The sequence below is a fragment of the uncultured Desulfovibrio sp. genome (assembly GCF_902477725.1).
Lineage (GTDB): Bacteria > Desulfobacterota > Desulfovibrionia > Desulfovibrionales > Desulfovibrionaceae > Desulfovibrio.
Genome location: NZ_CABSIF010000009.1, coordinates 1 through 23,074, shown reverse-complemented (window position 1 = coordinate 23,074; position 23,074 = coordinate 1). Strand labels below are relative to the sequence as shown.

Annotated in this window: 18 protein-coding genes; 16 read left to right on the top strand and 2 right to left on the bottom strand. The window is 43.8% G+C overall.

Annotation, left to right across the window (positions count from 1 at the left end; genetic code table 11):
* Window positions 1-28 precede the first annotated feature (28 nt).
* From RDK48_RS09685 to RDK48_RS09610, 16 genes are all read left to right on the top strand, one after another.
* Window positions 29-2,029: a glycosyltransferase gene (locus RDK48_RS09685; protein WP_298995851.1), complete on the top strand. Its 2,001-nt coding sequence runs from the start codon at window positions 29-31 to the stop codon at window positions 2,027-2,029.
* Window positions 2,030-2,252: 223 nt separating this feature from the next.
* On the top strand, window positions 2,253-3,347 hold the full coding sequence (locus RDK48_RS09680) for a 3-oxoacyl-ACP synthase III family protein (RefSeq protein WP_298995849.1): 1,095 nt from the start codon (window positions 2,253-2,255) through the stop codon (window positions 3,345-3,347).
* Between the two features lie 20 nt (window positions 3,348-3,367).
* Window positions 3,368-3,595, top strand: a complete 228-nt coding sequence (locus RDK48_RS09675) for an acyl carrier protein (protein ID WP_298995848.1) — start codon at window positions 3,368-3,370, stop codon at window positions 3,593-3,595.
* Window position 3,596: 1 nt separating this feature from the next.
* Window positions 3,597-4,700, top strand: coding sequence for a ketoacyl-ACP synthase III (locus tag RDK48_RS09670; protein ID WP_298995846.1), 1,104 nt, complete (start codon window positions 3,597-3,599; stop codon window positions 4,698-4,700).
* Window positions 4,701-5,453 (top strand): SDR family NAD(P)-dependent oxidoreductase, encoded by a 753-nt coding sequence (locus RDK48_RS09665; protein WP_298995844.1) that lies wholly within the window; start codon window positions 4,701-4,703, stop codon window positions 5,451-5,453. It abuts the gene before it with no gap.
* Window positions 5,447-6,355 (top strand): hypothetical protein, encoded by a 909-nt coding sequence (locus tag RDK48_RS09660; RefSeq protein WP_298995843.1) that lies wholly within the window; start codon window positions 5,447-5,449, stop codon window positions 6,353-6,355. Before RDK48_RS09665 ends, RDK48_RS09660 begins: the two co-directional genes overlap by 7 nt.
* A 40-nt stretch (window positions 6,356-6,395) precedes the next feature.
* A complete protein-coding gene (locus tag RDK48_RS09655) occupies window positions 6,396-7,181 on the top strand; it encodes an alpha/beta hydrolase family protein (protein WP_298995841.1) in 786 nt (261 codons plus the stop codon).
* A 1-nt stretch (window position 7,182) separates the two neighbouring features.
* A complete protein-coding gene (locus RDK48_RS09650; protein ID WP_298995839.1) occupies window positions 7,183-8,733 on the top strand; it encodes an amino acid adenylation domain-containing protein in 1,551 nt (516 codons plus the stop codon).
* A 15-nt stretch (window positions 8,734-8,748) separates the two neighbouring features.
* Window positions 8,749-9,483 (top strand): SDR family NAD(P)-dependent oxidoreductase, encoded by a 735-nt coding sequence (locus RDK48_RS09645; RefSeq protein ID WP_298995837.1) that lies wholly within the window; start codon window positions 8,749-8,751, stop codon window positions 9,481-9,483.
* A gap of 9 nt (window positions 9,484-9,492) precedes the next feature.
* Window positions 9,493-10,626 carry a radical SAM/SPASM domain-containing protein gene (locus RDK48_RS09640; protein WP_298995835.1) on the top strand — a complete coding sequence of 378 codons (1,134 nt, stop codon included), beginning with the start codon at window positions 9,493-9,495 and terminating at the stop codon, window positions 10,624-10,626.
* A complete protein-coding gene (locus tag RDK48_RS09635; RefSeq protein ID WP_298995833.1) occupies window positions 10,616-11,794 on the top strand; it encodes a bifunctional 2-polyprenyl-6-hydroxyphenol methylase/3-demethylubiquinol 3-O-methyltransferase UbiG in 1,179 nt (392 codons plus the stop codon). Before RDK48_RS09640 ends, RDK48_RS09635 begins: the two co-directional genes overlap by 11 nt.
* Window positions 11,791-12,426: a hypothetical protein gene (locus RDK48_RS09630; RefSeq protein ID WP_298995828.1), complete on the top strand. Its 636-nt coding sequence runs from the start codon at window positions 11,791-11,793 to the stop codon at window positions 12,424-12,426. The genes RDK48_RS09635 and RDK48_RS09630 overlap by 4 nt, the downstream gene beginning before the upstream one ends.
* A gap of 43 nt (window positions 12,427-12,469) precedes the next feature.
* Entirely contained in the window at window positions 12,470-12,703 is a 234-nt protein-coding gene (locus RDK48_RS09625; protein WP_298995824.1) for a phosphopantetheine-binding protein, read from the top strand.
* A gap of 1,672 nt (window positions 12,704-14,375) precedes the next feature.
* A complete protein-coding gene (locus RDK48_RS09620) occupies window positions 14,376-15,218 on the top strand; it encodes a formyltransferase family protein (protein WP_298995822.1) in 843 nt (280 codons plus the stop codon).
* Window positions 15,219-17,824: 2,606 nt separating this feature from the next.
* Window positions 17,825-19,642: a methyl-accepting chemotaxis protein gene (locus RDK48_RS09615; RefSeq protein ID WP_298995819.1), complete on the top strand. Its 1,818-nt coding sequence runs from the start codon at window positions 17,825-17,827 to the stop codon at window positions 19,640-19,642.
* 176 nt (window positions 19,643-19,818) lie between these two features.
* A complete protein-coding gene (locus RDK48_RS09610) occupies window positions 19,819-21,504 on the top strand; it encodes a sigma 54-interacting transcriptional regulator (RefSeq protein WP_298995817.1) in 1,686 nt (561 codons plus the stop codon).
* Between the two features lie 134 nt (window positions 21,505-21,638).
* Here the strand turns inward: RDK48_RS09610 and RDK48_RS09605 are convergent, their stop codons facing one another.
* Both RDK48_RS09605 and dsrB read right to left on the bottom strand, forming a co-directional pair.
* Window positions 21,639-21,869 carry a dissimilatory sulfite reductase D family protein gene (locus tag RDK48_RS09605; protein WP_298995816.1) on the bottom strand — a complete coding sequence of 77 codons (231 nt, stop codon included), beginning with the start codon at window positions 21,867-21,869 and terminating at the stop codon, window positions 21,639-21,641.
* A 54-nt stretch (window positions 21,870-21,923) separates the two neighbouring features.
* On the bottom strand, window positions 21,924-23,069 hold the full coding sequence (dsrB, locus tag RDK48_RS09600) for a dissimilatory-type sulfite reductase subunit beta (protein WP_308587932.1): 1,146 nt from the start codon (window positions 23,067-23,069) through the stop codon (window positions 21,924-21,926).
* Window positions 23,070-23,074 lie beyond the last annotated feature (5 nt).

The window sequence follows — 23,074 nt, the reverse complement described above, 5'->3', positions numbered from 1 at the left end:
CGGTTAAATAATCAACATTAGAAATATTATGGCGCGAATTTTACTTTACACCGATCTGAGTCCTTCATGGCCATGGGTCTTTGCAACAATACATGCGAATCGCGACATGCTGGCGGAGCATGGCATTGTGCTTGGCCCATTTGCTCATTGGCTTTGTGAGTTGGTACCTTCGCAATTGCTGATGTGGAAAGCTGTGTCTGAAAATGAAGCACCACCACCACATATGGTCAAATGGCTTGAAGAGGTGGCTGTTCATATTGATGCAGGACGGGATGTGTTGCTTATGACGCACATCCCAAATCTAATGGGGCAACAATCGCTTGCGCGTTTAATCAGGCGCTATATTGATTTGAAAAAGCACACAGTGCAGAGTTTTTTTTCTGTTGGACGTCCGTTGTGCGCTTTTGAGCAGCGATATATGGAGGCGCTGTATCTTCTTTCTGACGGTGAAGGTCGAATTTGCGGCGAAGTTTACAGTTCTATATCATCGCTTATTAAAGATGCTTATAACGAATGGGGGCGCAATAATGTTGCAGTTCTAACTGATTTTTCAGATAGCCCAGTCGCTAAAACATGTAATGATGTATCTATTGGTTTCTTTGCAAAAATGGGTTGTCCTGCGCCAACCCCACCATCGTCAGTGCCAGTGCATCCGTTATTTTTGGCTTCTCAAGAGGGGCGCCGATTAGCTTGGACGTTGCAAGTTCGTGGCAACGGGTGGCCCCAGGTTGATGCTGGGCTTTTCATGGATTGCCTGATGCGGACTGAAATTTCCTGGGGTACTGCGCCTCTTAGTCCCAAAAAACTGCGCCAGTCGTTAATTGAAAATGGTGCGGCCGACCTACGTGCACTTGAGGAGCTCATCGGACTGGAAGCTGGAAGCCTTGATTGTCCCCCGTGGCTAGCTACGCAAGCAGAAGCCCAATTTGTGACTCAGTTGCCCGATTTAAATGCAGAAGCATTCGCGGCCGCTCTTCCCTCTTCGGTGGCAAATCCCCTCCGTCAGCGATACGTAAACGACTCTTTGCTGCTTTCTGAAGATCAGAAAATTTTTGCTTCGGCGCTTTCTTCTGTGTCTAATGAATATAATGTTATTGGAGAGCAGACACCGCCGATTGAGTTAACTGTGTTAACTATGACTTACAATCACAGTGCGTATATTGCTGAATGTATGGACAGCGTACTGGCACAACGCACAAATTTTCCAGTGAGGCACATTGTACTGGATCATTGTTCTTCGGATGGTACTGCAGAAATCGTTGCTGATTACGCGGCTAAGCATGCGTCAGTTCGGCCGGTGCTATTGTCTCACCGCATGCCGTCTGAAAATGTTATGGGCTTGTTTATACGTTGTAGTTCACGTTATGCTGCGCTGTGTGATGGGGACGACTACTTCCTAGATCCTCTTAAGTTACAAAAACAAGTGGATTTTTTGGAAGCCAGTCCTCAATGCAGTCTATGTTTTCATCCTGTCAGTGTTCGTTATGAGGGAGAGCCATCTCGCTCCGATATCTATCCGCCCTTGTCAATGATGCCAAGAGGCATTCGTAAAGAGTATTATTTGGCAGACCTGTTGCAGGGGAATTTGATTCAAACTAATTCTGTTGTATACCGATGGCGTTTTCAGGATGGCGTGCCTGATTGGTTTCGTCCTGACATTTGCCCTGGCGATTGGTATTGGCATCTACTGCACGCCGAATTGGGAAAAGTCGGTTTTTTGCCGGAGGTGATGTCGGTATACCGGCGGCATAAGACGGCCCTGTACTACGCGAGCACTGTTTCGTCCTTAGAAAATCGCCGCCTCCATGGCATGTCAGAGCTGGAAACCTATCAAGTCGTTAATGAGCATTTCAAAAATCGTTATTTTGTCCGCTTGGCAAGTTTAGCAAATGGTGTTTTTGCAAATTTTCTCGAAATTTATGTTGAAAGTGGGGATACTTCATTGCTGGACAAAGCATGTAAGGCGTTCCCTGAATTTGGTAAACATTTCCTTAACTCTCTTCGTATCGCGCACATTAAAAATGATTAATTTTCATCTGTAGTTAATGGGTATGGTGTGTTGAAAAAAAGATTTTTGGAGGCGGCTGGAATGGTTTTTTATAGTGATTGTCCTTATTGCATTTTGTAGTTAGGTAAGGTGACGACTGTTTTTGCTTCGGATACTATCTTTTCACAAATGGTTTTACAGAAGTCATGCGGTCAAATTACGGAGCAATAAGCTTTAATTCGACGCAAATGAGCATGGGAAAAGTATGAAAGCCAGTGTGTGTGGTGTTAAAATTCGGGGAATATGCGCTACTGTTCCTCAACAAGTTTTTCGTTTTGAAGATGAGTTGAAGCTTTTTCCTTTCCCAGAAAAAACTTCGCGTCGTCTTGGACGAGTGATGGGCTTTAACGAACATAGAATTGCCGATGCAAACACAACACCTTGTGATCTTGCATCGTACTCAATGAATTACCTTTTTCACCATGGTTTGCTTGACAGAGAAAAGTTACAGGCTGTAATCGTCGTAGCACAAATGGCTGATCACCCGGTGCCAGGTAATAGTAAGGTAATACACGGGCAACTCGGTTTGCCGAAAAATGTTTTTTGCACGGATATCTACGAAAATTGTATCGGGTTTATTTCCGGTTTGTACACAGCATGTTCCTATGTGGCTGCGGGTATTGATGAAGTCGTGTTGATAAATACTGACTGTGGCGCTTGCAGAGCTAACAAGCTTGACAGAAATACCTATCCACTTTGTGGCGATGCTGCTGCTGTAACGGTTGTATGTCGGAGCGATGACCCCGAAGACAAAATTCATTTTTTGTTTAATAATGATGGCAGCCGTAGAGAAGCTCTTCTTGTACCTGCTGGCGGATGTCGAATGCCTTACAGCGAGGAAACTGGTAGAGTCTTTCAGGATGACATGGGCAACTACCGGTCAATGAATGATATGCACATGGATGGCACAGCTGTCTTTCAGTTTGTCATGGAGAGTGTTCCCCCTTTGATTGAAGAAGTATGTAATTTTGCAAAAGTAGATAAATATGATATACGATATCACTTAACGCATCAACCGAATAGATTTATGTTACAGAAGTTGGCAGATCTGATGGAAGTTCCGCAAGAAATACTTTTTAACAATGTTGTTGAATATTTTGGCAACTCTTCATCAGTTACTATCCCCGTTAATATCACTTTTAACCTTGGAGAGCGCATGTTGCATGAACGGCCATTGGTGTGCTGTTCTGCGTTTGGTGCGGGTTTGTCCCTAGCTGCGGCTATTTGCCGCTTGGGTGAAATGGATTTTTGCGAACTGATAGAACACCCCGGCAATGGGGTTACTGCCTTTCCAGGATAACGTAAAGAGAAGGAAGTCGTATGAACGAGAAGGAAAAGCTGGCAGCCCTGGAAGAGATGATGGAAATGGACGAAGGTACGCTGAGTCCTGAAGCCTCTCTTTCAGAAATTGAAGAATGGGATTCTTTGGCTGCATTGTCATATGTTGTTTTTATGAGTGACGAGTTTGGAAGAAAAATGAGCGGAGCACAGGTGCGTTCATTTAAAACAGTTAAGGACATTCTTGATACCATGGAACTGGAGGCATGATATGCCTGCCGTTTTTGAATTTGATAATGTCCGTATAGCAGCGCTTGCCTGTGCAGTGCCATCTTTTGTTCAAGTTATAGAGCCTGAAAAAAGTGCAAACCCTGAATATGTGCATAGTTTTCAAAAACAAACAGGGATATTGCAACGCCATATATCTCTTACAGAGCAAACGAGCACAGACTTAGCTTATGGTGCTGCAATAAAAGCCATGGAAAAAGCAGGATGGGATGAAAAAAGCATTGATGCTGTTGTCTTTCTATCTCAAACCCCTGATTTTAATCCTGGTACTGGTAATGCTTTTATAATGCATTACAGATTGAATTTGTCTAAGGATGCAATGGCATATGATATCACACTGGGTTGCTCGAGTTTTCCCAGCGGTCTTGCGACTTGTGCTTCATTACTCCAGCAAAAAAATATACAGCGTATTTTGATGCTTTCTGGTGATGCCCAGTGGCAATATTATAATGATGTAAGCGCCTTGCTTGCTGACCAGAGTTTTATTCATGGAGAAGGAATAACAGCGCTGCTTTTAGAAAAGAAAAGCGGCTATAATATGCGAATTGCTTTGCATACTGATGGCTCAGGATATCGCTTTTTATTTAATCCAATAGGAGGAGTGCGCAACGCCTGGCGCCACAAGCAGTATGTCTCGCTGTCAAATGGTATTGAAACATATTGTGATGGCAAAAATAATTATATGGATGGGCTTGAAATTACAATGTTTTCAACGACAACAGTTGTCGACAGTATAAAAAATTTTATTGCGCGATATAATACTGCAATTGAAGACTATGATGGATTGGTACTGCATCAGGCAAATCTGCAAATTTTGAAAACTATTGCACGGCGTTTAAAAGTTCCTATGGATAAAGTTCCATTATCTGTAGACCGTTTTGCAAATACTAGTGGCGCATCGACTTCGCTGACGCTAGTTGATGCTTACGCAAATTGTGCGAAAGAAAAACTTCGGCTGCTTACTTGTGCTTTTGGAATAGGCCTCTCTTGGGGGATTGCAGAAATCTCGCTTGAGCCAGCAGTTATAGTCCCCATGTTCAACTATGATGGAAGATTTGAAGACGCGTTGGTGAATGAGGTGCAATAAATGGCTTATGAGCATGACGGCAAAAATTATTTGATTATTGGTGCTTCGTCCGGCATAGGTGAAAGCATTGCCATTCAACTTGCCAGAGATGGTGCTTCCCTGGCAATGCTGGCCCGCCGAAAAGATTGCATGGAGCAAGTGCGGCAATCGCTGACGCCAGGCTCACACCAAATCTATCCCTTTGATGTTTCAAATCTTGTTGATATTGATCGAATGGTGGGCACGATAACTGCTGATTACCCCAGCATTAGTGGCTGCGTCTATTGTGCTGGAGTCGGAGATACCTCGAGATTGAGAGATCTTAGTTCTGAACGCCTTCACTACGTGATGCAGGTTAATTTTTACGCTTTCGTAGAATTTGTGCGCTGTCTCGTGCGCAGGAAAAAGAAAGAATCGGAAATGCGGATTGTTGCCATTTCTTCGTTGGCAAGCATTTGTAATGACAAATACTTCACACCTTACGCTGCGTCCAAGGCTGCGTTGGATGCGTCAGTACGCTGCCTGGCGCGTGAATTAGCTTCTAAAAAAGTTACCATTAATAGTATACGACCCGGCGTCGTCAATGTTGCACGGCTGAGCGCCTTAGATGAACTGACAGGTGGGCTTGACGAAGAAATTAAGAGAAATGGGTATCAGCCACTTGGACTAATACCCCCAGAAGATATTGCCTCTATGGTGTCCTATTTATTGTCGGATTCAGCGCGATTTATTACCGGGTCCAACATTCCCTTTAATGGCGGTGCCGCGTGCTAACTAGTAATATTCAGGAAGGCTTTCCCTCTTTGCATCGAGCTGATATTGCGACGTTTGCGGATGCGGTCGATTCTTTGAAAAAGGAGAATCGGGGCGTTTTAAGTAACGTTTTTTTGTCAATTTCTGAATTGGCTGATATATTTGTTAAAAAAGAGTGTTTTATTTCTGCTTTCGAAGAAACTATTATTGTACTCATCCCATATCATGATAAATATTTCGATCTTTTATTTTATACTTCAACAAAGGAGCATCTTAAAAATGCTATGGATATCTTCACACGTGTAATTTATAAGCATGATTTTCCTGTGCGAATATCTGTTATTGGGGTTGAGCCATTAACTGGAGAAATTGCTTCTTTGCTTGAAAATTTTTCTTTTGAGCTTAGTAAAAAAATTGGGCGAGTTAATTTTACTTCCAGCAAAAATGAAGCGGCAGAGGATTTCTTTTCGTCTTTTGGAAAAGATAAGAGAAAGGGGGGCGTTAAAGTGTCACCCTCCTTTGCAGATTTAGACGATGCTCAGGCTGTGCTTGATATGCTCTTGGAAGAATTCGATCTTTGTAGCGAAAATATCCCGGAACTGGATGCAATCAGAGAGAACATAAGAAAGAAGAATGTTGTTGTTGCCAAAAAACATGGTGAGATAATTGCAATCTGTTATTTTACAATAAAAAATAGAATTAGATTTTGTATTTATGAATATACGCGAAAAGAATATCGTGGAGCTGGGGTAATGTTTTACCTCAATAACTTTGTTGAAAAGTATTTCAAAAAAAACAATATTAAATTGGCGCGTTCTTATGGGTGGCGCGATGTAAACAAAAAACGACTTATTAAAATTTATCGGGCCTTGGGTGAAAATTTTGATGGAGTGTATATATATAATTTAATATTTAATAAGTAGTGTTTGTATTTTATAGCAAGTAATAAAATGTGAGTGTGCAATGATAAAGTTGCAGATGACAATAGCTTCGCTTACTCTTTATAGACCTGTAAAGGTCAATATTGTTCTTCCATACGGACATTTGGCTGGGAATCCGCCGTACAAGGCTTTGTGGCTCTTGCATCCTGCCATGGAAGATGAAAATTTTTTTTTAGATAAGCTGTCGATGTTAGGTGAAGCTGATAGGCAAGATATAGCATTAATTTCCCCAGGATTGGGGAATGGTTATTTTTTGAATTCTTGCATTGAACAGCAATCTGATTTTCTTAGCGATGAATTACTTCCTTGTATTCAGGCAAATTTTCAGATTTCTTCTTCCCCTCAGGATAATTTTTTGATTGGCATCTCAATGGGGGCTTTTGGGGCAACCCTTTGGGGTGTGAAGAAACCTGATACTTTCTCAGCTATTGCTGCCATTTCAGGCGTTTATGATCCTAGATTGCCTTTGGATGAAAGGGCGCTGAAAGACAGGACTATACGTCCTTTTATCAAGATTCTGGGTGAAAAAGTTATGAATAGGCTCATGCTTGATGAGCAAGGGCAATTACGGCCGGGAGCAGATATTGAGAGTCTATTAATGCACAAGACGCCCAACAGTTCGCGTTTTAATTTTATGTGCGGCGATAGAGATTATCTTAGTCTAGCACAAACAAAAAACATGGCTGCCGTGTGTCAAAGGTATGGGCTTGACGTTAGCACTGAGGTTAGCCCCGGTCTGCATAATTTGGATTACTGGCTTAGTGCGGTGAAAAATGCAATAAATTGGATTTCAAACTTTGAGAGCTAGTATGTTGCCTATCAATATATCTCAATATTTTGATCAGCGGGTTCAATCTTGTCCTGAAGGCGTTGCTATTGTTGATGGCGAGCAGCGCGTTACAAACAAGCAATTATACGTTAATTCACTCGTTGTTGCTAAACAAATATCACATTTGCTGAAGAAAAAAAACGTCATAATTGCTGTTTATCTTCCTAAAAGCGTTCAATCTGTGGTGGCCAACATTGGTATTCTATACAGTGCGAATGCTTACATGAATCTTGATGTTAAAAATCCTAAAGAGCGCATTCAAAATATTATTTCTCAAATACGACCTTGTTTAATTATTACCTCCACAGCCATGAAGGGGACGTTGCCGCAGAATGATATCCCACTTCTTTTAATTGATGGTTTGCTTTCGGAGTCTGGCGAGACAAGAGAGTTTGCTGATTCAGAAATGCAAGAAATCCTTGGTTTGCGTAAAAAAATTATAGATACTGATCCGTTGTGCGTGATCAATACGTCTGGTTCTACGGGCACTCCTAAAGGTGTAATTTTAAACCACAGAAGTTTTATAGACTTTACGGCAAGAGTCGTTGAGTTGGAGCTTGTGAGTGGGAATGAGGTTGTGGGCAGTCTTTCACCACTGGTTTTTGATATATATAGCTTTGAACTGTGCATGCTTATGGTTATGGGAAGCACTCTTGTATTGATTCCTGATGCCTTGGCAGCATTTCCTGTTCGTTTGCTTGAGTTGTTGAGTCGAGAAAGCGTTACTTTTTTGTTTTGGGTGCCAACGATTATGGTCAACATTGCTAATATGGATATTTTGAACAGCGTTAAACTACCTGCACTTCGAATGGTCTGGTTTGCCGGAGAAGTGTTTCCTACGGCAAAATTTAATTATTGGTACAAAATGCTGCCTCAAACAACTTTTATTAATTTTTATGGTCCTATTGAGATAACGTTAGATTGTACATATTACGTTGTTAATCGTCCCTTGCATGATGATGAGCCGATTCCAATAGGAAAACCTTTTCCAAATACTGATGTCGTAATCATTACTGATGACGGGAGACGGGCTAAGCGCGGAGAAGAAGGCGAACTCTGCGTCCGCGGATCCTCATTATCAATGGGATACTACAATGATCCCGAAAAAACTGCATTAGCTTTTGTTCAAAATCCCCTTAATACTAGCTACCCTGAATTGATTTATAGAACTGGTGACATTGTATATGAAAATGATTTTGGTGATATTGTTTATAAGGGCAGAAAAGACAGCATGATCAAACATCATGGGTATCGAATTGAACTCCCTGAAATAGAACATGCAGTTATTAGTACAAGAGGTGATATTAAAAACTGTTGTGCTATTTACGATAAAGCTGCACAACAAATTGTCCTTTTTTTTGAATCTGCCAATGATATAGAAAGTAGCGAATTAAAAAAAAGCTTGTTACAGCAGTTGCCGCGCTACATGTTGCCTTCAATTTATATTCGTACTTCAGAGTTGCCACGCAACGTTAATGGCAAAATTGACAGACTCAGGTTAAACGATGAGGCTCAGCTTAACCATAAATAAATTTTGAGGGTGGCAATGGCCTATACTTTTATCACTGGTGCGACATCTGGTTTAGGAGAAGCAGCTGCAAAGTTGATCGCTAAGGAGCGAGATTGCATTCTGCTTGGTCGAGATCTCGATAGATTAAAGGCGGTTGGTGATTTCTGCACTCAGTTTGGGCACAATGTTCTGCTTTTTCCTTATGACTTGCTTGAAGTTGAAGCTTTAGGGGGGACAGTCAAAGCCTTTTTAAACGATCATGCTGTTAATGTAGAGTCTTTTGTTCATTTTGCTGGTATGACCGAACTTTTACCCATGTCTAAGACAAAATATTCAGTTGGCCTGCAGGTCATGAAAGTTAATTATTTTTCAGCATGTGAAATTATCAGTACATTGCTCAAGCGCAAAGTTAATGGTGAAGCTCTTAAAAATATTGTTCTTGTGAGTAGTATTGCTGCAGCAATCGGGGCGAAACATCAACCCCATTACTGTGCCAGCAAGGGAGCAATTAATTCATTAGTTTCTGCTCTTGCCCGTGACCTAGCACCGCAGATTCGTGTTAATGCGATTTCGCCTGGTTCTTTTCAAACACGGATGTGGGATACTCCTTTGCTGCAGCCTATATCTGCAGATAGTTGGAATCCCTCTCTACTTTCGCCTGGGCAACCCGTTCAGGTGGCAACTGTTGTTAACTTTTTATTGTCAAATAATGCTTCGTACATTACAGGCGCAAATATCCACGTCGATGGTGGTGAGCATCTGCGGTTTTAAGGGGGTTTTATGTTGAATTGCACCAATCAGCTCATGTCAAGTGTACAAACCTGTGAGCCGCCTATTAGTAGCGTTTTTTTAGAGCTGACATCCCGGTGCAATATGAACTGTTCATTTTGCCCCATTGGGGTTCTTAAGCGAAAAAAGCAAGATATGGCCCATGAAAATGTTCTCAAGGTCCTTGATGAACTTAAAGGTATACCTTGTGATATTACTTTTCACACTCTTGGTGAGCCTTTTTTAAATCCGCGATTTGATGAATATCTCACAATATGTGATCAGAATGATATTCATTATTGGATTACGACTAATGGTTTGCTTTTAACAGCTTCCAAGCAGCAACAACTCTTTCGACATAAAAATTTGCGTCTTGTAGAAATCTCATTGCATACGATATCGGACCGCAGTATGTCGCTTAGAGGTGTAAATATTTCTTTCGCTGAATATTTGAAAAAAATAAAAAATATTGTTTTCAGTAAAGAACGATTTGAGAATAACATTCAGATAAGACTGGATGTTATGTATGATTTACATCTTTTTTATGATAAGTTGTGGAAGGGGTTTAGTGCAGAAGAATGGGGCGCTTTTCAGGATGTTATGGAAAAGTGGCGAGAAGAATTGGAACAGATGTACCCTGAAGCGAGAGAGCGTTATGCCAATTTTTATAATGGTAGAAAGAAAATTTTTTCTCGTGGAGATCACTATCTCTATCGAAGGAGAGAGGATATTCCCAATGACCTTTTTCACTCCTTGCCTGAACACATCACGTGGTTAAACTGGGAAGTTTTCCCCAACTTTTTTGTAACATTGAAGAAGTTTTTTATTTTTACCCCTGATGCCGAATATTTACAGCAGTCCTTTGGTGGTGAATGTAAGATTAATATAACACCTGCATATGATTTTTCATGTACATTTGCCCATAGTCTTGTCATTTTAAGTAATGGTGACATCACTTTTTGTTGCTTGGATTATGAAGGTGTTCTTTCTTGTGGTAATATAGCGGACATGACTCTCACGGAAGCTGTTCAATCAAAAAACAGGAGAGTTGTTTTGTCTAAACCTGATTCATTTGAGTATTGCCGAAATTGTAAAGGCAAACTTGAAATTACTTCCTGCACCAAAGAGACAAATAATGAGAAGTAATCATCTCGCCTACACATGGAAAGGCGTTACAACATATGTTTACACATATATTCTTGTGACAGACAAATTTTCCATTGAAGATATTGGGGCCGCGCAGGCGAGCGGGAAAAAAATTGTTCTCTGGGGATGGAGGCCTGAGTCTTTTGCTGTGGTTTGCGCACTAAAACATGCGGGAATTTCTGTTGATATTGCTTGTGACGTGCAGCAGTATGAGGCTGATTTTGACTTTATGGGTATCAGTGTTGTCAATTACAAAGAGATTCTTAGAGATGTAAATTCATATTTTTTTATAGTAGCCTTGCGTGATTATGCAGAGCATGTCTCAGTGATAAAACTATTGCTATACCAGGGAGTTGACGAGTTTGGGATTGTATATGATTCTTTTTCCAAAGATTTTAACGGTAATAATTTAATGCAAAAAGCTTTTTTTGATTCTATTAATGAAGTTTTCTCACCTATTAATTTTTTGGGAAACTGGAATGAAATAGCGAATATCCGCAGAGCTTCTCTCGAAGGGGCGGGGTATTGGGACTTTTTATATATGTGGATTTATAGATTTTTTAAAAAGAAGAGCGGTATTAAATATCTGGAAGTCGGTGCAGGCATTGGAATAATGTCTTTGAGTTTGAAAAAGCTTATGGACATTGATGTTACATGGATTACGATCCCTAATGAAGAGCAGCTTTGGGCTGAGTGGCGAAGAGAATCTTCTGCTAATCTGCTGAAAAAATATGATATTAAAACCATCAATGGCTTCATTGAGCTCGATAGCTTTAGCGGGCAATATGACATAATCGTTTGCGCACAGGTAATGGAACATTTTATATATAATCCTGTAAACAGCATGAAAAAATTAAGAAATTTGCTTACGGATAATGGTTATCTCTTTGTGAGTGTTCCCCAGGAAATTGTACACCACAACGTAGATAGTTATCGAGAAATGCCTTACCCAGATGATCTTTCAGAAGAGCAACGGAATAGAAGAATGGTCATCAATAACTTTGGACACTTTCATGAATACTCGTATGATGAAGCCATAAGCGTATTCACAGATAGTGGGTTTGATTGCATAGGATATAAATGGGCTTCTCCCATACATCATTTTATGCTGCGCAAGAATGTTGGCAATGTATCTGATAATTCAATTGTCCCTAGGATCAGTCAATGAAGAACCTTTATATATTAGGTGCAGGAGGATGCGGCCGCGAAACTTTGTTAATGTTACATGAAATTCAGACAATCCAAGGACAACGTTGGAATATTGTTGGATTTCTTGACGATACCGACGATCCTTTGCATGGAAAGGCATGTGACCTCAGTGTTGTCGGGAGTATTAAGAATTTTTTTCCTCAAGAAAATGATGTGCTTGTTATGGCAATTGCCGCGCCAAGTGCAAAAGAAAAAATTGCAACGTTACTTAAAGCTCGTGGCGCAGTCTTTGAGACGATTGTTCATCCCTCTGCTGGCTTGGGAAAACATAACTCTATTGGCGAAGGCACGCTCATTTTTGGCGGTTTTGGCATGACGGTCAATATTTCAGTTGGGAGTTTTTGCACACTTTTGGCCTGCACTCTTGGCCATGATGTTACTGTTGGAAACTATAGCACCATTTCATCGTACAGTAATATAATGGGTCATGTGGCAATTGGTGAAAAAGTTTTCATTGGTGGGAATGTGGCTGTTGCACCTCATGCGATTATTGAGGACGGTGCCTACGTGGGCGTGGGCAGTGTTGTGTTAAAAAAGGTTAATATGGGCGAGAAAGTCTTCGGTAATCCAGCGCGTGAAATTGGCTTATGATCATGGACTTTTTCGTTAGAAAATATTTAACAGAGGCTTTGTTATGGATAAGTTGATTTTTGAAATGCTTAAGGAATTGCAGCCAACGTTTGAGTTTGAAGATGGTGTTAATTTTATTGAGTCTGGGTATTTGGACAGTTTTGACATCGTTCAGTTGGTAGCAGAACTCGAATTGCAGTTTAAGATTGTAGTATCAGCGTTAGACATCGTCCCCGAAAATTTTTGTTCTGTGCAAGCAATTAGGCTGCTAGTAGAAAAAAGCACTAAGCGCATCTGATTATCTCTCAACACCCAGTTGATTATCGTGGATGATGGAAAGTGCCTAGATAAATTCACCTGCTGAAATGGTAGTATCCGTTTGGTGCTGCTGGCTTGTCGGTGAAAACTCCGTCTGCTAGGCCACACACCCCGTTCAGTCAGCTTCCTTGGTGGTACAGCCCTTGTGTTGGTATAAATTTGCTTTTGCGAGAATAAACAGGCGAGAGCGACAAAGCCGGCTGGAGCAAACGAACGATTGTTAGCGTTGCCGAAGTACCAAAACTGAAAAGGTGCATCCGTCTGTTGACGTGCGTTTCCGGCAACAAAATACCGTGGGCGGAAATTCTTCATGTTTACATTGGCCATGAAAAAAATTTCGCAATCGCTCTTGCCTTGCGTGGTCTGTTTTCAGTAACTGGGGCCTGAGCCCTTCGTGTCCTCCAGCACCCATCGTACTACGGACATACTACCGCGGCAGTACGTTACGGCAAAGCGGCTGGTACACTGGTATTTCTGATGGTTGCTCCTTTGGACGAACTGCTGACTTGACACAGCCTTTGGTGGCTGTCTACCTTACTCGACTTGTCGCTTGGCGTACATAGCTTAGCGTTTTTGCACTGAATAATTGCAACTTGGAAGCAATGGACCTCTTCACCACCCGGTTGGGGCATGCCTATACTAAAAGTGTCAATCATTGCTTTGAGAACAGTTTGCGATGTCACAACATTGCAGCTAGTTGGATGACTCTCATTGAGCGGCACCTGCTAAGACAAGACAAACAATTTTTTTCGCCTTGCTGAGAATTGTCAGCAGATTTATTCCGTCTCCGCCCCTTAAAATTACGCCACGGCAGAAGCCCTCATCAAACATCAAATATGATGACGTCCCTGCAATTATCTGCCAAATTCTAAAATATGATGACACTGCATCCTGACTGTTTTGATGACTCCAATGAAAGTGCTCCCAAAGGCACTTTGGGCTACTCCTGTAAAAGGTCGATCTTGGGTACGATGGCGTTTTTTGGGACAATCTGATTTTTTGTTTAGAGGTGGTTATTAAATGTGAAATTACAAAAACAAATTTTGAAAAAAAAAAAAAATGTTGGGGGGGGGGGGGGGGGGGGCTTTTGGCGATTATAGACCGTGCGTTTGGGGCCATACTCTAAAAAATTATTCTTTGGGTTGCGTGGTTTCGTAACATATTTCTGCTTTTTTTGGGGGGGGGCTGAAATCATGCAAAGCTTTGAGTTGGGGCATTACTAGATTACTATTGTCTCCCAAGAATCTGCGAAAGTTCATATCTGGTAGGATCTGGTCTGTGTGGTTTAAGTTTTTTTGTTCAATCTTACAGCTCATCAATTTGTTTCTTAGTGCTGCCATTAGCATTTCGAGTAGGTAATTGGCGTGAGAGGGTGTTGAATATTTTTTGTAACTTTAAAAAAAAGCTAATGAAAAACGAGAAATTGTAATGTTATCTGGACTTAGCTATCTTTAATCGATACTCAATGTATACAATATGCTTAAAAGTATGAGCTTCTGTTAAGGTTTGTGCTGAATCAGTGGAACTCATATCTGTGGAAAAATTGCTAGTTGAATAACACTTGTGTCACAAAAAATTATTATATAGGTATTGTAATGGGAATTTGTTGCCAGTTTAATATTTTGTTTATGTAAATTCAGTTGAGACGTTAAATGAAAAATATGTATGATATTATTAAAGTAGTTGGCAAAGGAAGCTTGCCAGTTCAATGTTGTCAATATCTTCAACAGCTAGGTTTTAAACCTGTTTTGCTTGCTGAGCCTGCTGTTGGATTGCCCTTTGCCCAGGTACGCGCTCAGAGATTGGGAATATTGGTTAAGCCGTTGTCAGAGGCAAGCCTGGAAGATGATATCGGGGGACGGGCGACTCTCGTTCTTAGCATTAATAATACATATGTTTTTCATAAAGATTTTGTAAAAAAAGATCATGTTGAGATAATTAATTATCATAACGCACTGCTCCCATTTCATAAAGGTGTCCATGCTGAAGCTTGGACAATATTTAATCAAGATGCAGCCACTGGGATAACTTGGCATTATGTAGATGCAAATATTGATTCCGGTGAAATTATTTTTCAAGAGCAAATGATCCTCGATGATGAAATAAAATCATTTCAGCTACTTCGCAATCAATCCCAATTGGCGTTTTATTCTTTCAAAAAAATAATACCCGCAATACTTTCTCGTTCGGTAGCAACGCAAAAACAGACAAAAATACCTATTAATCTTGTGCATTTCAAGTGTGATCGCCCCAACAATGGCATCCTTCAGCTCCACTGGCCTCCCCATAAAATTTGGGCTTTTTTAAGAGCTATGGATTATGGGCTGCTTAAAACTTTAGGTGTTCCGCGCATTGAATATGAGGAAAGATCTTTTACTTGGGAAAAATACATTAGAAGTGACCAACGATATGAAAAGTGTTTTATTAGAGATAGAAACATGTATTTACCTTGCGGAATCATTTTATTAGGGGTGACACAGATTGCTTCTATGTAGTGTGGAAGATATAAACTTGGATCACTGACCTATGAATTATCATGTAGCTGTGATTATTTTAAATTACTCACACTGGGAAGCCACCCTGACATGTGCTGACACTCTGTGTGTGGGGACGAGATGCCTGCACATATTGTGATTGTGGACAATGACTCTCCCAGGCGCTTCTGCTGACGAGCTCCTGCACTGGATGGAGGAGCGTGGAAATGGCCGAACAGAAAACATTCTCTGCCCATCGGTAAGCATAACGTTAAGTATGCAATGTCTGCCATCGTTGATGCCTCTCGGTATTCGTTAATATGTATGAAGTATAATGGGCTATGCTGCAGGAAATAATGCTGGTACCAGTTTGCGTTATCTTTTGGGGCGGATGCTTGCTGGGTGAATAATGACACTCTTGTGGAAAAGGTGCTCTCGAAGCCATGTGCTTCCGCATGTTCGCTGCTGATGAACCCGGCCTGTGCGTGTCTTTGCTTCTATACGCTGATGAATATGATCGGGTTCAGTGTTGAGGCGGTGGAAAAACCAAATCCTTCAAGGCCAGCAATGAGTTTGCCTTTTATCCATAGATTGATGGTGTTGGGCGGCAAGGTTCGCCGCCATTTTGGGCCCTGTTGTCAGAATGCATTCTTTTTATTCTCTCAATGTAAGAAAATTCGCATGGATTTTCTTCAACGCAGTTCCATGCTATCGCGGCATTCTCCTCAATCAGGAGCTGTCTTGGTGTGTTACTCTTTCCGCGAAGCATTTTGAATATATCAGGTGGTCTTTTTTAAATTCTGAATATTGCCAGCATGTCTCGTAACTTACTTGAACGACAGAAAAGTTTTAGTTGTCTATTTTTCAGGGCATAATGTGTTGGCGAAATATCCTTATTTCCCCAATGAAGAGATTATTTATACTTTTAAGCAATTAATGCATTTGTTCTCTACGCCAGAAAGATTGCTCGTGCATACTCCAGAATGCCATGCCGCAAAAGTATTTAACCATGTCAATAGTCAGGAAGTATCGTATCTTAAAAGTGCTCGTCGCTTGCACATTAATATCCTTAATCAAAATATCCAGTTGATGTCTTCCATGGAGAATCTGGCCCATTTGAACGCATTGACATGCCATCCGTGGACTTTTTCCTACGGTTAGGCTGCCTTTGCAATGCGAATTGGCTATGTGCCTCAACCCCCATTTTTGTTTGCTGGTACCCTGGCGGAAAATGTCGCCTTCAGCCAGTGGAAAATGACTTGGGACGAAAAGGAAGTCCTTTTAGCGTGCGCAAGGCCTCAATTGATTTCCTCGACACTCATCCGTTGGGAGTGCACCAGTCAATAGGCGAAAATGGAACAGGTCTTTCTGGAGGGCAAGCGCAGCGTGTATCAATCGCGCGCTGTATGCATATCCTCAGCTCCTTATTTTTGATGAAGCAACGAGTGCATTGGATCAGTCTAATGAAGATAGCATACAGCATACTATTGATAGCCTTTCAGAAAATATAACGTGCATCATTGTTGCACATCGTCTGACAACTGTTGAATTGTGTGATATTATTATCTGGATGGATAAGGGGCGTGTGGTCATGCAGGGCAATGCGCATGATGTTTTGCAGCGATATAGCTTAAGATGCGAACAAGAATAACGCCTTACATTCAATGTTGTTACGCTAATAATTTGTGATAATTGCACTTTTGACAACATTGCAAAACTTCGTATCTCATTTGTAAGTTATCAGAGATTCATTCCACTACAGAATGTGCTGCGCCATTTGTAAAAGGCCGCATCAGAAATCACAGATCGACAACGCGCTCTCTTACCTCAGCTTTCCGCAATATATATCCCAATAATCTGCTCTTCGGATCTGTTACGTTTCATTCCTGTGCAAGAATCGCCAGATATTGAACTGCTGTCATCCCAATGTCCTGCTGACGCTCAGGGTGTCTCTACGCCTCAATTTAAACTCGGAGAATGCCCCTGAATCTCTTTGAGCAGGGGCTGTACAAGGCGGCAAGGTGCGCACAAGGGCCGCGGGATTTTCGTTTTAAGAATTTATTTGTGGGCAGCATGCCCTTGGGGGTTCTGCCTTGGCGCGCTGAGAGCAATACTGGCGCTTTTTTGTTTAGTCGTAACCGTGTTATGTGATTGCAAATATTCTATGTCATTGTCAGATATCGTATGGATAAGTTGTCTGCTCTGTCGATTGCATGTGTGGAGAATAGTTTATTGTTGCTAAAAATGAATTGAATATGCTGCGGCTAGTTAGGTAGTATGCTATAGATTTAAAAAGCATATGAATTGAGTATGGTGTTTAGTGTTATGTGCTGTAATGGTTAAATTTAATTATAATTTTAAACTATTGCATAATAAAAATGTTTTTATTTCTAACGTAATTTTATTTTGTGTCGATATGGTTTGGAATACAGCCTTACATCTTGACTTTGCACGAATTTGGTTGTTTATATTTGCTATGCTTTTTTGTTCTTGAGCTAAAGGCGAAAGTACCCACAGGGGTGTCATACTTTCGCGTAGTGTTTGCATCGTTATTCTTATGGACAAGCATAGTTACTGATCCCAATTTGATGCTCCATTTATCTTGAACATGCAATTGTGGGGGGCTTATGAGTATCAAGCTGAAAGTTTTGCTTCTTTCGATCATGGGACCAGCTCTTCTTGCTATTTTGGTATTTGCATACGCAATGCAAAGTATCTGGAATTCGGAGGAGGAGGCAGTTCTTGATTCAGCGCACGCCATTGTAAGCATGGCCGAATCTGCCCGCCTGGAAATGGCTTTGAAGTTCAATGGAATCATCAAACCCTTGGATGAAATTTCACGCGACAGACTCGTTGATGCTGTACCTATCATTACGGCCATAAAAATGGCGCGGCAAAATGCCGACAAATTGGGGTACAAATTTCGTGTGCCCAAATACTCTCCGCGTAATCCAGAGAACACGCCCAACGAGCTGGAAAGAGCCGCCCTGGATAAAATAAAGTCGCAGGGGCTCGCAGAGCTTGTGGTGCGGCAGCCAAATGCCATCCATTATTTCAAGCCAATAGCCCTGACTGCAGAGTGCATGTACTGCCATGGTGACCCAAAGGGTGCGCCAGATCCCATTGGCGGCATCAAGGAGGGCTGGAAGGAAGGCGAAATCCATGGGGCGTTTGAAATAATCTATTCACTGGATGATGCCGTTAAACGAACCCAGAACGCTGCCGTTGCTATTGGCACAGCAACAATTATCATCCTGATTTTAATTATATGTGCGGTATGGCTCATTATGCGCAGCAGCCTTGTGAATCCTCTTTTGCGGCTTCAGACATTTGCCCGGCAGGTTTCTGAAGGTGAACTGGACACGCGGCCGCTGGGTTCCTTCAAGGCCGAGATGCAAGCTCTGGAACGCTCTTTGACCGCCATGGTAGCGCGCCTGAAAGAAAAGATCCTCTTTTCCGAGCAAAAAACGGCAGAAGCCGAAGAATCTGAGGCTCGGGCGCAGCAACATGCATGCGAGGCCGCCGAAGCGAGAGACGATGCCATTAAATCCAGAGCATCGGGGATGGTAGAAGCTGCCAATATGCTTGAAGGCGTTGTGGGTTCAGTAACTTCAGCATCTCAGGAAATATCTGCGCAAGTTGATCAGTCCAGCCGTTTTGCTTCAAGCCTGTCAAACAGTATGAATACTGTTGCGTCAGCCATGGAACAAATGAACACATCTGTTCTGGAGGTTTCAACCAATGCCGGACAGGCTTCTTCTTCGTCAGAAATTGTAAAAAACAATGCCAATAAAGAACTTGCTGAAGTCCGTAATATGGTTGAAGCCATCAAGTCCGTGCAAACCATTGCAGACGGATTGAAAACAGGAATGAGCGAACTGGGGCAAAAGGCCGAAGATATTGGAAAAATAATGAATGTCATTAACGATATCGCGGACCAGACCAACCTGCTTGCCCTTAATGCAGCCATCGAAGCCGCAAGGGCGGGTGATGCCGGCAGAGGCTTTGCCGTTGTTGCGGACGAAGTTCGCAAACTTGCAGAAAAAACCATGTTGGCAGTTACGGAAGTCGGCGATGCCATCAAGGCCGTACAGCAGGGTACCCGCAATAATGTCAGTGGCGTGGATGTGGCGGTTGAAGCCATTTCCAAGGTTAATGGCATGGCCGAGGGAACAGGGGAAGCCATCAGCCAGATAACGCTCCACGTGAATGAAATGGCCGGTCAGATTCAGGCCATTGCACGCGCTGTGGATGAGCAAACTCAGGCCTCTTCTGAAATAACAAAATCCATTTCCACAGCAGATCAGGACACGTCCGAAACATCAGCTGCGCTTCAGGAAATATCAACAGCATTGGTTGATCTTTCACAGCAAAGTCAGGTTCTTGAATCACTTATTGCTAAACTTAGAGATGACGCCAAGCAAATAACATCAAAATTTAAATAATGGAGAGGAACGGCCCGCAAGGGCCGTTCCTTGACTTATCAGCATGATAATAAGCCCGGGCGGGCAAAGCATATTCGCCTCCGGAACGCCAATAGTTTGTAAACAACGATTGAGCGCGTTCCTGGGGACGCTGCCTTGCCCGCCTTTACTTTGCCCCAGGCATGCGGAATTGCGGAGTGCAGGCCTGTGCTATATACTCCCGCTCTATGATTATTCTTGGCGACAGAGACATCAAAACGCTCCTTCTGGATCTGGCCCAGCAGCGCGCAGTGGAAGACGTGCTTTCGCTGGCTGTTAAAAGCCTCGGCACCGCGCGCGATTCGGCGCTGGTGCGCATATGGCTTGTGGAACCGGACACTGCCTGCCCCACATGTGCGGACAATGCAATCTGCGCGGGCCGGGGGCGATGCCTGCACCTCAAGGCCAGCTACGGAAAATCCCGCATTGACGCCAGGCTGTGGACAGAAACGGAGCTGTCTGGATTTTATCGCTTTCCTCTTGGCAGCAGAAAGGTCGGAGCCATTGCTCTGACCAACAAACCGCTTGAAGTTGCCCGCATTGACGGCACAGAACCCTGGATTGCCGACCCGCGATGGATCGAGCGGGAGGGCATTATCAGTTTTGCCGGGCAGCCTCTTGTTTGCCGGGGGGAAACCCTTGGTGTCATCGCAGTTTTTTCGCGCGGCATGCTTGAAGCGGGCACTCTTGAACTCTTGCGCATGGTTGCCGATCATATTGCCTACGCCATTGCAAATGCCCGTCTTTTTGAAATAGCCGATGCCAGCAACCAGAAAAAAGAGCTGGAAAACGCCCACCTGCGCGAGGAACTCTGCGAAGCGCGCAAGTTTACGGGCATAATCGGCGAAAGCTCCGCAATCAGGGAAATTCGCGAACAGATTCAGATTGTCGGCGATACGGAAGCAACCGTACTCATTCAAGGTGATTCCGGCACAGGCAAAGAACTTGTCGCCCATGAACTGCACAAGCACAGCAAAAGAAAAAACAGCCCGTTTATCAAGATAAACTGCGCCGCAATCCCGCAGCATCTTTTTGAAAGCGAATTTTTTGGTCACGCCAAGGGGGCTTTCACTGGCGCGATCAATGACCATATGGGATTTTTTCAGCTCGCTGACGGCGGAACCCTTTTTCTTGATGAAATTGCCGAGATTCCGTTGGAGCTTCAAGGCAAGCTGTTGCGGGTCATACAGGATGGGGAGTTCAGGAGAGTCGGCGAAGGTAAAAGCCGCCACACTGATGTGCGGATTATCGCCGCCACCAATAAAAATCTGAAACAGGCCATCCAGAACAAAACGTTCAGGGACGATCTTTATTACCGCCTGCAAGTTTTCCCCATCATCATGCCAAATCTTAATGAGCGGGAAGAAGACATCCCCCTGCTGGTGCGACATTTCATCGGCGTTTTTTGTAAAAAAAATGGTCGCTGCGCTTTTGACCTGTCGGAAGAACAGATGCTCAGGTTGCGGCACTATAGCTGGCCGGGCAACATCCGGGAATTGCAGAATTTTGTTGAAAGAATGGTCATCACCGGGCGGTCTGAGCAGGCCCTGGCCTATCTTGCCCTTTGCGGGCCAGCGGAGCAGGCGGAGAAAGCCTGCGGCGAATCTGCTGGCGGCCCGCAAAAGATTTTGACGGAAAAGCAGATGCGGCACATGGAAAAAGCCAATCTGAAAGCCGCGCTGGAACGGACAAACTGGCTCATATACGGCAACCGGGGCGCTGCGGCCTTGTTAGGGATAAAACCAACAACCCTTATTTCCCGGCTCAAACGGTTTGATCTGTATAAACTCCGCCCGGCATCCATATTTTTTGACGAGCCAAAGGATTTTTCCGGGGCCGACTAATTCACCCAGTTCCCTATGAAAAAAAGGCGAAGTTCCGGCGGCAATGGCGTGCTCCGAAACTTCGCCTTTCATGTCATCTGCCTGCAGTGCAGATCAGCTCAGCGAGGTGCGGTATTGTGGAGGAACGGCATTTCCTATCCCTCGCCCTCGGCCTGGCTTTGCTTTCCAGCCCCCTTGAGGCCGTACATGGTTGTACTGCCTGAGGACCAAAATTCCATCACTTCGCATTGCACCATTGAAGTCAGTATTTTTTTTACTTCTCTAGGGCCTTTTTCAGGAAAAATATCCAGAAAATCTTTGAAGTAAAATTTGGTCTTATTTTTCTCGCTGATGAAATCAACGATTTTTTGTTGATCCGGCGTCATGGTAACCTCATTGTCCTGACCACCCCGCAGAGGGATGCGGGGTGGTCAGGGCTGTTAGAACTTGAACTGCGTGCTCTGCCGCCAGGTGTAGTAGGCGGGATCGCGGAAGTCGTCGATAAGGTGGTGGGTGAATTCAAGGCCGGTCAGCTTGAAGAAGGTTTCCCAGCCGATGCGTTCAGCCCAGTCGCCCAGACGCTCGTACTTGTTGGCGTTGGCTGCGTATACGTCCACAATATGCTTGATGGTCTTGGTCAGTGTGGGCCAGCGGGGCGGTTCGTTGGGGATGTAACCCACAACGACCTTGGAGAACTTGGGCATGCTGATGCGGTTGGAAACCTTGCCGCCAACCATGATGGCAACGCCGTCGCCTTCGCCGTCCGAGATGGGCAGCGCGGGGCACATGGTGTAGCAGTTACCGCAGTACATGCAGCGGTCTTCCTTGATGGCGATGGAGTTCACCTTGTTGCCGTTGTATTCCACCTTGGTGGGACGCACAGCGGCGGTGGGGCAAGCAGAAACAGCCAAAGGAATTTCGCAGAGCTGGTCAGCCCATTCGTGGTCGACCATGGGGGGCTTGCGGTGGATACCCACAAGGCCGATGTCCGAGCAGTGCACAGCGCCGCACATGTTGATGCAGCAGGCCAGCGCGATGCGCACCGGGGCGGGCATCCGCATGTCTTTAAATTCTTCAAACAGGGCGTCCATCACGGCCTTGACCGGGCCGGAGGCGTCGGTGGCGGGGGTGTGGCAGTGCAGCCAGCCCTGAGTGTGCACCATGTTGCTGATGCCAGCGCCGGTGCCGCCCACGGGGAACTTGAACGAACCGCCGTCAAACTTGCGGCTGTTCAGGTCGTCGCGCAGAGCCTCCATGGTGGCCTTGTCTTCCACCATGAATTCGATGTTGCTGCGCGTTGTCCAGCGCAAATGGCCGCCGCAATACTTGTCGGCAATATCGCATAGCTCGCGGATGTGGGTGATGGACATGGTACGGGTGCCGCCAATGCGCACCGTGTAGCATGTTTCGCCGCTTTCGGCCACGTGTACGAGCACGCCGGGCTCCAGAATCTCGTGATAGAGCCATTTGCCAAAGTTTCTGGCAATTACCGGCGGAAAGAATTCATTATATTTGCGGGGGCCAATATCGCTGATACGGCCTTCCATCGGTTTTGCGGGATTGTACCCGGAAGAAATAAAAGCCATGTTCT

Bases quoted from the DNA above. Each gene is read 5' to 3' on its own strand.
- RDK48_RS09685 (WP_298995851.1), top strand. From the start codon at position 29: ATGGCGCGAATTTTACTTTACACCGATCTGAGTCCTTCATGGCCATGG.
- RDK48_RS09680 (WP_298995849.1), top strand. From the start codon at position 2,253: ATGAAAGCCAGTGTGTGTGGTGTTAAAATTCGGGGAATATGCGCTACT.
- RDK48_RS09675 (WP_298995848.1), top strand. From the start codon at position 3,368: ATGAACGAGAAGGAAAAGCTGGCAGCCCTGGAAGAGATGATGGAAATG.
- RDK48_RS09670 (WP_298995846.1), top strand. From the start codon at position 3,597: ATGCCTGCCGTTTTTGAATTTGATAATGTCCGTATAGCAGCGCTTGCC.
- RDK48_RS09665 (WP_298995844.1), top strand. From the start codon at position 4,701: ATGGCTTATGAGCATGACGGCAAAAATTATTTGATTATTGGTGCTTCG.
- RDK48_RS09655 (WP_298995841.1), top strand. From the start codon at position 6,396: ATGATAAAGTTGCAGATGACAATAGCTTCGCTTACTCTTTATAGACCT.
- RDK48_RS09650 (WP_298995839.1), top strand. From the start codon at position 7,183: ATGTTGCCTATCAATATATCTCAATATTTTGATCAGCGGGTTCAATCT.
- RDK48_RS09645 (WP_298995837.1), top strand. From the start codon at position 8,749: ATGGCCTATACTTTTATCACTGGTGCGACATCTGGTTTAGGAGAAGCA.
- RDK48_RS09640 (WP_298995835.1), top strand. From the start codon at position 9,493: ATGTTGAATTGCACCAATCAGCTCATGTCAAGTGTACAAACCTGTGAG.
- RDK48_RS09635 (WP_298995833.1), top strand. From the start codon at position 10,616: ATGAGAAGTAATCATCTCGCCTACACATGGAAAGGCGTTACAACATAT.
- RDK48_RS09630 (WP_298995828.1), top strand. From the start codon at position 11,791: ATGAAGAACCTTTATATATTAGGTGCAGGAGGATGCGGCCGCGAAACT.
- RDK48_RS09625 (WP_298995824.1), top strand. From the start codon at position 12,470: ATGGATAAGTTGATTTTTGAAATGCTTAAGGAATTGCAGCCAACGTTT.
- RDK48_RS09620 (WP_298995822.1), top strand. From the start codon at position 14,376: ATGAAAAATATGTATGATATTATTAAAGTAGTTGGCAAAGGAAGCTTG.
- RDK48_RS09615 (WP_298995819.1), top strand. From the start codon at position 17,825: ATGAGTATCAAGCTGAAAGTTTTGCTTCTTTCGATCATGGGACCAGCT.
- RDK48_RS09605 (WP_298995816.1), bottom strand. From the start codon at position 21,869: ATGACGCCGGATCAACAAAAAATCGTTGATTTCATCAGCGAGAAAAAT.
- dsrB (WP_308587932.1), bottom strand. From the start codon at position 23,069: ATGGCTTTTATTTCTTCCGGGTACAATCCCGCAAAACCGATGGAAGGC.